The sequence below is a fragment of the Arthrobacter sp. P4_F11 genome (assembly GCF_056401395.1).
Window position 1 is genome coordinate 99316 of sequence record NZ_JBFUJK010000015.1, and the last position, 12494, is coordinate 111809.

At 67.3% G+C, this 12494-nt stretch carries 17 protein-coding genes; 7 read left to right on the plus strand and 10 right to left on the minus strand.

Annotated elements, in window-relative coordinates:
• Nucleotides 1–9: 9 nt before the first annotated feature.
• Nucleotides 10–282, minus strand: coding sequence for a DUF2277 domain-containing protein (locus tag AC1DRO_RS16580; protein ID WP_028277626.1), 273 nt, complete (start codon nucleotides 280–282; stop codon nucleotides 10–12).
• Between the two features lie 41 nt (nucleotides 283–323).
• Here AC1DRO_RS16580 and AC1DRO_RS16585 point away from each other — a divergent pair, with 41 nt between their 5' ends.
• Nucleotides 324–470, plus strand: coding sequence for a hypothetical protein (locus AC1DRO_RS16585; RefSeq protein ID WP_476951667.1), 147 nt, complete (start codon nucleotides 324–326; stop codon nucleotides 468–470).
• A gap of 88 nt (nucleotides 471–558) precedes the next feature.
• Here the strand turns inward: AC1DRO_RS16585 and AC1DRO_RS16590 are convergent, their stop codons facing one another.
• Nucleotides 559–1512 carry an EamA family transporter gene (locus AC1DRO_RS16590; RefSeq protein WP_476951696.1) on the minus strand — a complete coding sequence of 318 codons (954 nt, stop codon included), beginning with the start codon at nucleotides 1510–1512 and terminating at the stop codon, nucleotides 559–561.
• A gap of 240 nt (nucleotides 1513–1752) precedes the next feature.
• On the opposite strand from AC1DRO_RS16590, the gene AC1DRO_RS16595 reads away from it, so the two are divergent.
• Nucleotides 1753–2295 (plus strand): CGNR zinc finger domain-containing protein, encoded by a 543-nt coding sequence (locus tag AC1DRO_RS16595; RefSeq protein WP_476951668.1) that lies wholly within the window; start codon nucleotides 1753–1755, stop codon nucleotides 2293–2295.
• Nucleotides 2296–2379: 84 nt separating this feature from the next.
• On the opposite strand, the gene AC1DRO_RS16600 is transcribed toward AC1DRO_RS16595, so the two are convergent.
• The 3 genes from AC1DRO_RS16600 to AC1DRO_RS16610 all read right to left on the minus strand — a co-directional run bounded on the left by AC1DRO_RS16600 (nucleotide 2380) and on the right by AC1DRO_RS16610 (nucleotide 4834).
• Entirely contained in the window at nucleotides 2380–2742 is a 363-nt protein-coding gene (locus AC1DRO_RS16600; RefSeq protein WP_476951669.1) for a hypothetical protein, read from the minus strand.
• 83 nt (nucleotides 2743–2825) lie between these two features.
• The gene (locus AC1DRO_RS16605) at nucleotides 2826–3419 is read right to left on the minus strand and encodes a hypothetical protein (protein WP_476951670.1); all 594 of its coding nucleotides are present in this window, start codon (nucleotides 3417–3419) and stop codon (nucleotides 2826–2828) included.
• 59 nt (nucleotides 3420–3478) lie between these two features.
• Nucleotides 3479–4834 carry an MATE family efflux transporter gene (locus tag AC1DRO_RS16610; RefSeq protein WP_476951671.1) on the minus strand — a complete coding sequence of 452 codons (1356 nt, stop codon included), beginning with the start codon at nucleotides 4832–4834 and terminating at the stop codon, nucleotides 3479–3481.
• Nucleotides 4835–4983: 149 nt separating this feature from the next.
• On the opposite strand from AC1DRO_RS16610, the gene AC1DRO_RS16615 reads away from it, so the two are divergent.
• Nucleotides 4984–5418, plus strand: a complete 435-nt coding sequence (locus AC1DRO_RS16615) for a DoxX family protein (RefSeq protein WP_476951672.1) — start codon at nucleotides 4984–4986, stop codon at nucleotides 5416–5418.
• A gap of 169 nt (nucleotides 5419–5587) precedes the next feature.
• Entirely contained in the window at nucleotides 5588–6562 is a 975-nt protein-coding gene (locus AC1DRO_RS16620; RefSeq protein ID WP_476951673.1) for an acyl-CoA thioesterase, read from the plus strand.
• 12 nt (nucleotides 6563–6574) lie between these two features.
• Here AC1DRO_RS16620 and dnaB read toward each other — a convergent pair whose 3' ends face one another.
• Nucleotides 6575–7960, minus strand: a complete 1386-nt coding sequence (dnaB, locus tag AC1DRO_RS16625; protein WP_018775337.1) for a replicative DNA helicase — start codon at nucleotides 7958–7960, stop codon at nucleotides 6575–6577.
• Between the two features lie 845 nt (nucleotides 7961–8805).
• On the opposite strand from dnaB, the gene AC1DRO_RS16630 reads away from it, so the two are divergent.
• Both AC1DRO_RS16630 and AC1DRO_RS16635 read left to right on the plus strand, forming a co-directional pair.
• Nucleotides 8806–9252 carry a hypothetical protein gene (locus AC1DRO_RS16630; RefSeq protein ID WP_476951674.1) on the plus strand — a complete coding sequence of 149 codons (447 nt, stop codon included), beginning with the start codon at nucleotides 8806–8808 and terminating at the stop codon, nucleotides 9250–9252.
• A gap of 3 nt (nucleotides 9253–9255) precedes the next feature.
• Nucleotides 9256–9828 (plus strand): hypothetical protein, encoded by a 573-nt coding sequence (locus AC1DRO_RS16635; RefSeq protein WP_028277635.1) that lies wholly within the window; start codon nucleotides 9256–9258, stop codon nucleotides 9826–9828.
• Nucleotides 9829–9886: 58 nt separating this feature from the next.
• Here AC1DRO_RS16635 and AC1DRO_RS16640 read toward each other — a convergent pair whose 3' ends face one another.
• Nucleotides 9887–10324: a TFIIB-type zinc ribbon-containing protein gene (locus tag AC1DRO_RS16640; RefSeq protein WP_476951675.1), complete on the minus strand. Its 438-nt coding sequence runs from the start codon at nucleotides 10322–10324 to the stop codon at nucleotides 9887–9889.
• Between the two features lie 74 nt (nucleotides 10325–10398).
• The gene (locus tag AC1DRO_RS16645; RefSeq protein WP_476951676.1) at nucleotides 10399–11025 is read right to left on the minus strand and encodes an FMN reductase; all 627 of its coding nucleotides are present in this window, start codon (nucleotides 11023–11025) and stop codon (nucleotides 10399–10401) included.
• A gap of 140 nt (nucleotides 11026–11165) precedes the next feature.
• Here AC1DRO_RS16645 and AC1DRO_RS16650 point away from each other — a divergent pair, with 140 nt between their 5' ends.
• Nucleotides 11166–11588: a DUF1801 domain-containing protein gene (locus AC1DRO_RS16650; RefSeq protein WP_476951677.1), complete on the plus strand. Its 423-nt coding sequence runs from the start codon at nucleotides 11166–11168 to the stop codon at nucleotides 11586–11588.
• Between the two features lie 172 nt (nucleotides 11589–11760).
• On the opposite strand, the gene rplI is transcribed toward AC1DRO_RS16650, so the two are convergent.
• Nucleotides 11761–12213 (minus strand): 50S ribosomal protein L9, encoded by a 453-nt coding sequence (gene rplI / locus AC1DRO_RS16655; RefSeq protein WP_018775331.1) that lies wholly within the window; start codon nucleotides 12211–12213, stop codon nucleotides 11761–11763.
• Nucleotides 12214–12230: 17 nt separating this feature from the next.
• On the minus strand, nucleotides 12231–12470 hold the full coding sequence (gene rpsR / locus AC1DRO_RS16660; protein ID WP_003800144.1) for a 30S ribosomal protein S18: 240 nt from the start codon (nucleotides 12468–12470) through the stop codon (nucleotides 12231–12233).
• Nucleotides 12471–12494 lie beyond the last annotated feature (24 nt).

A 12494-nucleotide genomic window follows, 5' to 3' on the forward strand; every position in this document is an offset into this window, starting at 1 on the left:
CGCCCCGCCTCAGGCCGCGCCATAGCGGATGGCTGCCCTGGCTTTGGCTTTGGCCGCTTCCTCCCCGCGGTCCTTTGCCGGGGCGTGGGTTACCAGGGAGTCGAGGAGGTGCTGCGTCGCATGGGCAATCTCATGCACGGCCCGGTTGAAGGCCTCCTCGTTGGCCTTGGACGGCTTGGTGCTGCCGCTGATCTTGCGCACGTATTGCAACGCGGCGGCCTCCACCTCTGCGGTGGTGGCGTGGGGTTCAAAATTGTGGAGGGTCCGGATATTTCGGCACATATCTCCATGCTAAGGGCGGTCTGCCCTTCAGGTCATGGCTGATGCTCGAAAGAACTGACGATGTCATTCCACCGCTGCAGCTCGACAATGGGCGCCAGGTTGTCTTCCCGGACGCCGCACCGGTCTGCCCCGAAGAAGCCCGGCACTTGAAGGATCACGGCCTGGCGGGGCTTTTGATCAGCGAATGAAATATTCGCTGCACAAGGTCCTTGACAGTCCCGATTGAGATTCCTTCGGCCCTGGGAACGAGGTGCCCGGGCCCGAACGGACAACCGACTACGGCACGGGCTCGCAGTCGTTTGCGTGGTCCAGCGCTGCCGCGCCGGTGCCGGACGGGGCCCGGAGTTCGTCCAGCCGGACCAGCACCACCCCGCCGACAATCAGCAGGCCGCCCAGGAGCTGGATGGGTCCGGGCAGTTCGCCGAGCAGCAGCCACGCCCAGATGACGGCGAACAGCACCTCGGTGAGCGAGACAAAGGACGCGACTTTCGACCCGAGCGCCCGCGCGGCGACAATTCCGGACACGTACGCCACCACCGTGGCCAGGACCACGAGGCCGCCCAGCGCCACCCACCACGGGGTGACCCAGGGCCCCAGGCGGGTGTCGGCCGTGCTGAAGGCCATCGGCAGCAGCCCGGTTGCCGCGGCGAGCCACATGACGATTGCGCCCACCATGAGCCCGCCGGAGGCCAGCAGGATGGGCGGCAGGGTGTCGTTTTCCTTGGCCGTGATGAAGAAATAGATGGCCAGGCACACCGCGGCCGCGATCCCCCACAGCACCCCGATGAGGTCGACCTTGACGGCTCCAGTGAGGTCCAGGACCAGGATCAGCCCGCCGAGGGATAGGAGCGTGCCAAAAATGGTCAGTGGCCGCGGCCGTTTCCGGCTGGCGGCCCACAGCCAGAGGACGATCAGCACCGGCGCCAGGTACTCCAGCAGCAGGGCGACGCCGACCGAGAGCCGGGATACGGCGTTGAAATAGAACAACTGGCAGGCGGCGACGCCGATGAATCCGAACAGCAGCACTGTCAGCCAGTTGTCCCGGAGCTGGTGCCAACGTCCGCGCAAGGAGGGCATGGCGAAGACGGCCAGAATCAGGGCCGCACCGGTAAGCCGGGCCGTGACGGCCGCCCCGGGAGTCCAGCCCGTTTCCAGGAGCGCCTTGGCGAATGATCCGGAGAGCCCAAACACCGCGGACGAAAACAGTGCGACACCCAGCCCCGATGCCATGAACCCGGATGGTGCGGCGGCCCGCGTGGTGCTCTGCCTGGCGGCCTGCTTGCCTCCCCGTTTGCCGTCGAGTTTGCTTCCCTGCGGGGTGCCGCCCGGTTCGGAGGCAGACCGCTGGGCGGCAAGGTCTCGGACCGGGGTGGCGACGGGGCGCTGGGGGGCAGACACGGGCATTCTCCTGTCAGGAGTAAAGTAGGGTTATGCTCATGACATTACGCCCGGGCAAGGTAAGGAGTCAAGATGGTTTTTGCCCCTGACACGGAAGTTGCCCTGCGTTCTGTGGTCAACCTCATCAACACCGCGGCCAACGGCGAGGAACATTTGGCCACGGTCAGGGATCTGGACGCCTTCCTGGAGGCCGAGGGCTTCACCGGTTCCCGCACCCGGGACGGGGCGGAGCTGGCCAGCGTGCGGCGGCTCCGCGGCGAGCTCGCCGAACTCTGGCAGGCCGAGGAGTCGGCGGCCGCGGAAACCGTGAACCGGCTGCTCCGGGAGGCCCGGGCGCTGCCCCAGCTGGTCAAGCACGAACCCTGGGACTGGCACCTGCACGCCACCACCCCGGAGGCGCCGCTGGCCGACCGGATAAGCACGGAGGCGGCCATGGCGATCGTGGACGTGATCCGCAGCAAGGAAATGGACCGCCTGCTGGTATGCGCCGCGGACGACTGCGACGCCGTCGTGCTGGACCTGAGCCGCAACCGTTCGAAGCGCTACTGCGACACGGGAAACTGCGCCAACCGCGCGCACGTGGCCGCGTACCGGGCCCGCAAAGCCGCGTCCTGACTCCGAAGGTGCCGGCGGGAGGGCCCGCGGTGTCGAGCCCCACTGTCAGGCCGGCCTGTCGGGCCTCACCGTGAGGCCACGCTGCTAGACTTGCGGGCCGCCGTCCCGGGAATCGCCGGGTCCGGACTCGGGACGGGGCTGCGCTGACGGGCCGCCATGGCCGGAGGGCGTGCGCTTGGAACTGAGGTTGACGCCGGAACCCTTCCCCAGGTCAGCGGGATTCTCCTTGTGGCTCATGGCCAGCATGGCGGCCACCACCAGGATCACAATAAACGCGATGCCGGCGCCGATGAGCGCCAGATCGAACCGGGGCGAGCGGGCGCTGCCGCCCGAGGCGAAGATCAGGACGCCGAAGAAAACCACCACGGCCCAGAACGCGGAGAACATGAGCGGTCCCTTGACCGAGGTCCGCAGGCTGCGGGGCGCTCCGGGTTTCTGCTGTGCCAAGGTGTTTTCCTCCTGCAGCCCGCGCAAATAGCGTGGCTGTCTTGTTACCGCCATTGTTCTACGCCGGGTAGAACCTGTCGGTACTAGTTTACGGCCTCCGCGGAATCACCCGGAGCATCATGGCGCAGGGTCAGTCCGGACAGCATCCACAGGACGCCACTGATGATAGCCCCGCCGCCGGCAACGCCGAGGAGGGCGTGCGGGCCGAGGCCGATGAAGAACGGCAGCGAGATCGCAGTGCCCAGTCCGATCACGCCGGAGGCGATCCAGTCACGGGCCAGCACGGACCGGCCGCGGCCACGAATGCCCGCGAACAGCTCCGCGGCGCCGGCCACACCCAGGCCCAGGGCCGCGATGGTTCCGAAGACGAGCGGGGCAGGGATCAGGGCCACGGCCGCGCCGGCTCCGGCCAGGGCTGCCCCGCCGGCGGAGAGGACCCTGCCAGCGCCTTCCCGCGGGGGGAATCCGGTCTTGGGCACGGTCCAGATCATCACCACACCGGTGGCCAGCAGGTAGAGGCCGCCGGCCCAGCCCATGCCCGATTCGGGCGGCGCCGCCCAGAACACGGTGACCGCGCCAAACACGAGCGCGACGGCCGCCCTGACAAGCACGGGCTTGAAGAGGTCGGCCGCGGCGCGGATGGCAGGGGTCGCGTCAGGCGCTGCGGGAAGAGTCACCCGTCCAGTTTAGTGCGAAGCCGCCGCTTCGCACGTCTGCCGGCGGCGCCTGCCCGCACTCACCGCGCGCCGAGCACCATCCACCGGTCCGTCCGGGCCCGGAGGCCCAGCGTCAGCGCCCGCGCCGCCATGTACCCGAGTGAGAACGCGGCCCACAGCCAGAGCAATCCCGCGCCGGCACCGGCGCCGGAATACAGCACGGCAAGAAGCAGCGGCAGGTAGGCAGCGAGGTTAACGACGCCGGCGATCGCCAGGTAGTGGGCGTCGCCCGCGCCGATGAGGACGCCGTCAAGGACGAAGACGTACCCGGCCAGCGGCTGCCCGGCGGCGAGCACCCACAGGGCGAGGGTCAGTGCCGCCCGGACTTCGGCGTCGGGCGTGAAGACGGCGCCCGCCCACGGTGCCGCGGCTGCCAGAAGGATTCCGGTCAGGACGCCGAAGCCGACCCCCCACCGGGTCATGGTGCGCGTCAGCGCGCGGGCCGCCACCGGCCGGGCCGCGCCTAGTTCCTTGCCGATCAAGGCCTGGGCCGCGATCGCGAGGGCGTCGAGGGCGAAAGCGAAGAACGTGAAGAGGGTCATGGCCAGCTGATGCGCGGCGAGATTGACCGGCCCCTGGGCGGTGACCACCACCACCGTGGCGAGAATCGCGATCCGCAGGCTGAGCGTGCGCAGCATCAGCCAGGAACCCACCCCGGTCAGGGCCCGGATGCCACGCCAGTCCGGCCGCAGGGACACACCGTTGTTGCGGGCATTGCGCCGGACGATCAGCACATAGACGGCCGCCATGGCCCACTGCGCGATGCTCGTGCCAACAGCCGAGCCGGTCACGGACCAGCCCAACCCGTAGACGAGGACCAGGTTCAGCGCGATGTTCAGCGTGAAACCCGCGGCGGCGACGATCAGCGGGGTCCGGGTGTCCTGGAGTCCGCGCAGCACCCCCGTGCCCGCGAATATGAGCAGCATCGCCACGAGGCCGGGCATGGACCCGCGCAGGTAGTCCACGGCAAACGCATGCACCTCGCCGTCGGCGCCCATCAGGTTCAGGAGCGGCCCCGCGGCCAGGAACCCGGCGACCGCAAGGACGAGTCCGAGCAGCAGCGCCAACCAGATGCCGTCGCGCCCGGCGGCGAGGGCTTTGGCCAGCTGGCCGTTGCCGATGGCCCGCGCCACCGCCGGGGTGGTGGAGTACGCGAGGAACACCATCAGTCCGACTGCCGTGTGCAGGACCGCCGATGCCAGCCCGACGCCGGCCAGTTCGGCTACGCCGAGATGGCCCACAATGGCCGAATCCGCGAGCAGGAACAGCGGCTCGGCGATCAGGGCGCCGAAGGCCGGCACTGCCAGGCGCAGGATTTCCCGGCGCTGCCCGGTAGTCGGCGGCGGGGCGGTGGACAGCGGCGGGGAAGGTTGCACGCGTTAACCCTAGCCGGGCCACTGAATCGACCCCGCGCGTCATTTAGTTGACATTTCAACTAAATATCCGGAAGACTGGATCTTGAACGCAACCGAAGCCGCGGCGGCTGAGAGCCGCGACGCCCCCTACTTACGAAACGGTATCTCCCATGAACCAGCCCGCCCTGACCACCTCCGCCCGAACCATCCTGCGCGTCATCGCCGGCTTCCTTTTCGCCGCCCACGGCTGGCAGAAGTTCAACGAATTCACGATTGCAGGCACCCAGGCCGCCTTCACCCAGATGGGCGTTCCGGCAGCCCAGGCGGTGGCTCCCGTCGTCGCGACCCTCGAGCTCGTCGGCGGTGTCGCGCTGATTCTGGGCGTGCTCACCCGCGTGTTTGCGGTCCTCCTCGCACTGGACATGCTCGGCGCCCTGTTCATGGTCCACGCCTCCGCCGGCGTCTTCGTCGCAACCGGCGGCTATGAACTCGTCCTGATTCTGGCGGCCGCCGCCGCAGCCGTGGCCCTCGTCGGTGCGGGCAGGTTCTCCGCTGACCGCGCCCTCTTCGGCCGCGCCGACTCGAAGCTCCGCGTCCTGGCCTAAGGCATTCACGGCCTAGCTCACGGCCTGGAGCGCGCGACGGCGGGCGGTCACCTTTTGGTGGCCGCCCGCCGTCGTGTGTCTCCAGGGTCATGGCGTGGTTATGGCGCGGCGGACAGCGATTGTGTCGCCGGCCGGCGGCGCCTGCCGGGCCAATCAGTAAACTCACATTATGAGCGAGAATGCGCCCAATTCCGTGACCCTGCGCTTCCTGGCGGCCCCCACCGATGTCGGCCACAGCGGCTCGGTCGACGCCGGCACCGTGCTCGAGTGGGTGGACAAGGCGGCCTATGCCGCCGCCGTCGGCTGGGCAAAGTCCTACTGCGTGACGGCCTACGTGGGGAACATCCACTTCGCGGACCCGGTCAACAGCGGCGACATGGTGGAGGTCGAGGCCACGATCGTGTACACCGGGCGGTCCTCGATGCATATCCGCACCGTGGTGTCCTCGGGCGATCCGAAGGGCGGCCCCGCCACCATGCGCAGCCAGTGCATCGTGATCTTCGTGGCCGTGGGCGCGGACGGCAAGCCCATACCGGTGCCGCAGTTCGTCCCTGAGACGCCGGATGAAATCGAACAGCGGCACCACGCGCTGGCCCGGATCAAGGTCCGCGAGGACATCGTGGAGGCCATGAGCGGACAGGAATATACCGACGCCGGCACGGCCGAGAGCGTGGTGCTGCGGTTCATGGCCGCGCCCACGGACGTGAACTGGGGCGGCAAGGTGCACGGCGGCATCGTCATGAAGTGGATCGACGAGGCTGCGTACGTCTGCGCCTCCCGGTACTGCGGCAAGGACACCGTGGCCGTATTCTCCGGCGGTGTGCGGTTCTACCGGCCGCTGCTGATCGGCCACGTCGTAGAGGTGGAGGCCCGGCTGGTCTACACCGGCACCAAGGGCATGCACATCGCCGTCCACGTCCGCTCCGGAGACCCCAAGGGGCGCGAGCTGAACCTGACCACGTACTGCCTGACGGTCATGGTCGCCCGCGACGAGACCGGCACCTCGGTCCCCATTCCGCAATGGGTGCCGGTGTCAGCGGAAGATATCCGGCTCCACGCCCACGCCCGCGAACTGCTGGAAATCCGCGGCCGGGCCCCGGGGAACCGGCTGCCCAACCACCTGCTCGCGGCCGGCGACCGCTAGGGACGGGCGGGGCTAGAAGCCGCCGCCACCGCCGGCGTCGGCGGCCATGTTGGCAAACCGCGAGTAGTGTCCCTGGAAGGCCACCACAATGTCTTTTGTGGGGCCGTTACGGTGCTTGGCGATCAGGATGTCCGCCTCGCCGGCGCGCGGGGACTCCTTGTCATAGACGTCTTCGCGGTGCAGCAGGATCACCATGTCGGCATCCTGCTCGATGGAGCCGGATTCGCGCAGGTCCGAGACCATGGGGCGTTTGTCCTGGCGCTGCTCGGAGCCACGGTTCAGCTGCGACAGCGCGATCACCGGCACCTGGAGTTCCTTGGCCAGGAGCTTCAGGGCACGGGAGAACTCGGAGACTTCCTGCTGGCGGGATTCCACTTTCTTGCCCGAGCTCATGAGCTGCAGGTAGTCCAGGATCACCAGTTTGAGGTCATGCTGCTGCTTCAGGCGCCGGCACTTGGCCCGGATCTCCATCAGCGACATGTTGGGGCTGTCATCGATGAACAGCGGCGCATCGTTCATCCGGCCCATGGTGGTGGCAATCTTGGACCACTGCTCGTCCTTGATGGTGCCCTTGCGGAGGTCCTGGAGGCCGATCGTGGCCTCGGCGGACAGCAGGCGCATGGCGATCTCGTTGCGGCCCATTTCGAGGGAAAACATGACGGTCGCGAGGTTGTTCTTGATGGCGGCCGAGCGGGCGAAGTCCAGCGCGAACGTGGACTTGCCGACGGCCGGGCGGGCGGCGATGACGATCATCTGGCCGGGATGCAGGCCGTGGGTGAGTTCATCGAGCTCGTAGAAGCCGGTGGGGACACCCACCATGCCCTCGCCGCGGTGGCCGGAGGCCTCGATCTCGTCCACGGTTGATTCCATGACGTCCTTGAGGACCACATAGTCCTCGGCGGTCCGGCGTTCGGCGACGGCGTAGACCTCGGCCTGGGCCTGGTTGACCAGGTCTTCGACCTCGCCGTCCTGTCCGTAGCCGAGCTGGACGATCTTGGTGCCGGCGTTGACCAGGCGGCGCAGCACCGCGCGTTCGCCCACGATTTCAGCGTAGTAACCGGCGTTGGCGGCCGTGGGGACGGTCTGGATGAGTTCGTGCAGGTAGGCGGGTCCGCCGATCCTGTTGATTTCGCCGCGCTTGGTCAGCTCGTCCGAGACGGTGACGGCGTCCGCGGGCTCGCCGCGGCCATAGAGGTCGATGATGGCCTCGTAGATGGTTTCGTGCGCCGGACGGTAGAAGTCCTGGCCACGCAGGATCTCGACGACGTCGGCGATGGCGTCCTTGGACAGCATCATGCCGCCCAGGACTGACTGCTCCGCGGGGATGTCCTGCGGAGGCTTGCGACTGCCCTCGGCTCCCCGCGTACCCTCGACTGAGTCCAGATGCGTAACTGACAAAACTGCCGTCCTTCATTGTGTGCCGTGGCGGATGTCCGTTCGCCGCGGCGCGTAAGCACTGCGCCTTATGCCCAATGCCCTCGTACCCAGTGCCTTAAGGCCAAGCGCCCTATCCCGGCGGGTCAACGCCCAGCCGCTGCGGTGCTCACCGGCCGTGATGCCGAACTGCCGTAATTGCGGAGCTGTGATGCGTACCTGCTGTGATTCCGAACTGCTGTGATGCCGAACTGCTGTGATTCCGAACCGCCGCGATTCCGAACTGCTGTCATGCGGGCGGCAAAACCCGGCACATGCCGGCCGCTCTATTCTTACCAGTCAGCTCCGACAGTTCGCGCCGGCCCAGCGACCGCCGTTATCCACAGTGCCGGTGCGGCCGCAGGGCACCGGATCCCGGAGCCGGGGTCCTGGCGGGCACCATCCGGCGACCGCAGGTTTTTCCGCTTCCCACGCCCGATATCCTGCTACGTTATCCGCCGCCGGGGCAGGCACCAACCCGGCCGCCCGGCTGCCCTGTGGATAACCTGTGCACTAGTGCCTGATGCTTGTGCACAGTCTGTGGGTAGAGCTGTGGACAGAAAAAAAGTTAAGCCTGTAATCCGTGCTTGACCTGCGGAAATGATGCATTCATCTTGTGGACACAAAACAATTTCCGCCAAGCTTCATCCACAGCCTGCACCTTGGGGCTGGGGATACGATGCGGCGCAGGAGGCCACATTTGCCGCCCGATACGCGCATTTTGTGACCGGATTCATTCCCGCCGAGCCGAATTGACGCCAGCAGCGGCGCACTGTACTCAAGGTGCGGAACATGCTGTGGATAACCGCAATCTGGCATAAGCTCTAATCATGGGCGATGTACTGATAGTCATATTGCCTGCCCTCATCCTCGCGACGGTGCTCTGGGCGGCGGTCACGGCGTTGAAGCCGCGGAACCACGGGATCTCAGAGGCCGAGCGCTACCAGCAGGAACTGGCGCTCAAGTCCCAGGCCCACTACGCGGCGCAGGTCCGGGCTGCCGAGGCCTCCCGCGCCCGGATTGAAGCGACCACGCGCCCCAGCCAGAACTCCCAGCAGCAGTCGCAGCAGGCCGACCACGCCCGCTCCGCCCTGTTGGGCCGGGACAGCTCCGGCCACCAGGATGCGTTGTCCGCCATTGGACACCTGAACCCACAGCTCCTCTTGCAGCTCCAGTCACTGGCCCACGACGGACACAAGACGAAGGCCGTCCGGCTGCTGCGGCAATCGACCCGCTCGGACCTGAAGACCGCAAAGAATTACGTAGATCGGCTCTAGCACATGGACTCCCTGCTCATTCCCGTACTGATCCTGGTGCTCGTGGCCGCCGCCGTACTGCTGGCGGTACGGGCGTGGAGCCGCCGCGGCGAACGCACCAGGCCGGCACCAGCGCCGCAGCCGGACCCCAACTCCGCGGAGCTGGCCCGGACGGCGGCCGCCAGGCTCACCGAGGAGCAGCACCGGCAGCTCTACGCGCTGATCGCGCAGGGGCAGGCCATGGCCGCCATCAAGGTCTACCTCGAGGCCACAGGCGAGGGCCTCCGGGCGTCCCGCGACGCCGTCGCGGCGCTGGCAGCCCACCCCCAGCCCTTCCGCGCCCCTGAGCCGGCGCCGGCGGCCGTTCCGGACGACGACGACGTGCCGCAGCGGTTCTCGTACCGCTACCGCGCGATCGCCAGCAAGGGCGATGTCACCCGCGAGGTGAGCAGCAACATGCTCAATGATGAGATTTACGGGAGGATCCGCACCCTGGCCAAGAGCGGCGACACCGAGGCCGCAGCGACCGCCCTGACCCGCCACTCGGATATCTCCATGAAACAGGCCCGGGAATTCATCGCACTGCTCGGCGACTGAACCCCGCGGGGCCCACGCCCGCTCCGGGGCCACCCGCACGGCCGGCGACCCGGCAGGGCTAGAAGTCGAACAAGTCCCCCAGCCAGCCTTCCTTCTTCTTCGGACGGCGGCGGTCATCGTAACGCGGCTGCTCATACCTCGACTGGTCGGGCCGCGGACGGTCGCGGCGGTCATCGTACCGGCGCTCGTCATAGCGGCGGTCATCCGGACGCCGGTCGTCCCGGCGCGGGTCGAAGTTGTACAGCGGCGGCGGAATATGGCCACCCGCCGCAGGTGAAAACTCAGCAGGTGGAAACGCAGCAGGTGGGATCGCTGCCGGCGGCACTGGTGCGGCGGGGACGCCGGCTTTCGGGCCCAACGACTCCGCCGCACGGTCGATGATCTTGTCCAGCTCTCCCCGGTCCAGCCACACCCCGCGGCATTGGGGGCAATAGTCGATCTCCACGCCGCTGCGTTCACTCATGATCAGGTCAATAGAATCCACGGGACACTTCATGTCCCGGACAACGAGCGGGCGGCCGAAAAGGTTCGGACGGCGCTGCGGGCCCGGAAGCCCGGCGCCGGGCAGACCTACCGCTGGGCAGCGATCCCGGCCAGCAGCTGCTCAAACGGCAGGGACTCCAGCGCGGCCGGCTTCTGCTGCGGCCCTGAGTCCTGCAGCAGGGCGACAAACTCCCCCGCCGCCCGGTCCACACGCACCGACAGCGGCGAGCCGCCGTCGTCGTTGTTTCCCCAGTCCTGCGGCCCCGCGAAAACCGCGGTGGCGGCGATCCGGGTGCGCAGGTAAGTGAACAGCGGCCGCATCGCGAAGTCCAGCACCATCTGGTGCCGGTCCGTGCCGGCGGTGGCCCCGATCAGCACGGCCTTGCCTTCGAGCGACTTGGGATCGAGCACGTCGATGAAGGACTTGAAAAGCCCGCTGTAGGACGCGCTGAAAACGGGGCTGACGGCGATCAGGCCATCAGCGGCCTCGACGCGGGCGATCACTTCGGCGAGCCGCGGAGCCGCGTACCCGGTGACAAAGTTGTTGGCGATGTCCACGGCGAGGTCCCGCAACTCCAAGACCTCGATGTCCACGGCGTAGCCGGCCGCGGCTAGCTGCCGCTCGGCCGAGGCCGCCAGCTGGTCCGCGAGCAGGCGGCTTGAGGAGGGGACGCCGAGTCCGGCGGAGATAACGGTGATACGGCGGGTTTCCACGGAGTGCTCCTAAGTTGAATCCTGGTCAGCAACGCGACTACATGCGTTTGCATCTATCTTTAGAAGCGGCGGGCAAGGGGATTTATTCCCGGGCGCCCTCCCCGCCTGACAGGAATCCCGCGCTCTGCAAGACTGCCCTCATGGCTGAAAACAAAACGCAGGCAACGGGCGCGTCGGTTCAGGAGTTCCTGGCCGCCGTCGAGCATCCGGTCCGGCGCGCCGACGGGTTCCGCATGCTGGCGCTGATGTCCGAAATAACGGGCGAACCGGCGCAAATGTGGGGTCCGACGATTGTGGGCTTCGGCCGCTACCACTACAAGTACGCGAGCGGCAGGGAGGGCGATGCCGCGGCGGTCGGCTTCTCCCCCAGGAAATCCAGCCTGTCGCTCTACGGCCTGACATATGGGCCGGAGGCTGCCGAACTCCTCGGCAGGCTGGGCAGGCACAAGCTCGGCGCCGGCTGCCTGTACGTCAACAAGCTCGACGACGTCGACGAGGCCGTGCTCACCCAACTGGTCCGGCTCGGCTACCGGCATGTCACCACGGCGCTGCACCACGCCTAAGGGGATCCGCCCCGCCAAAGCAACGCGGGGTCGCTTCCGGCCCATGACGCCATCCAAAATGGACCGCAAGTGACCTCGTGTTGGGGTTAAAGCGGAAGGCCCCCGCCTTCGGTCCTCAGAGAGGTCCGGAGGCGGGGGCCTTCCAGCAGTTCAGGACTGCAGCCGGTGGGGGCTACTTGCCTGCGACTACGTCGAGTTCGATCACAGCGGAAACGTCGTCGTGCAGACGGACGTTTGCCTGGTAGGAACCGGTCGACTTGATGTGTGCCGGCAATTCAACCTTGCGCTTGTCGATGCGGCCCAGGCCTGCGGCCTCAACAGCGTCGGCCACGTCGCCCTGCTTGACGGTGCCGAACAGGCGTCCGGTTGCGCCAGCCTTGACGACCAGCTTGACCGGCTTGGCGGAGAGTGCAGCAGCCTGCTTCTGAGCGTCTTCCAGGGAAGCGTGCTCGCGGGCAACGCGGGCAGCCTTGATGGACTCAACCTGCTTCTCGCCACCCTTGGACCAGGTCAGGGCGAAGTTGCGGGGCAGCAGGTAGTTACGTGCGTAACCGTCCTTGACCTCGACAACGTCGCCAGCAGCACCGAGACCGGTTACTTCGTGGGTCAGAATGAGCTTTGCCATTTTAGTTAATCCCTTCCTTAGCCGCGGCCAGCGCCGGAGTAAGGCAGCAGAGCAACTTCGCGGGCGTTCTTGATTGCCTGGGCGATCTTGCGCTGTTCCTGCACCGTGACGCCAGTGACGCGACGGGCGCGGATCTTTCCGCGGTCGGAGATGAACTTGCGCAGCAATGCTACGTCCTTGTAGTCGATGACAGTGATGTCAGCGGCCTTCAAGGGGTTGGACTTTGGTTTGGGCTTACGGAGTTCAGCCTTAGCCATCGTGGAGCTCCTATTCGATGGAGC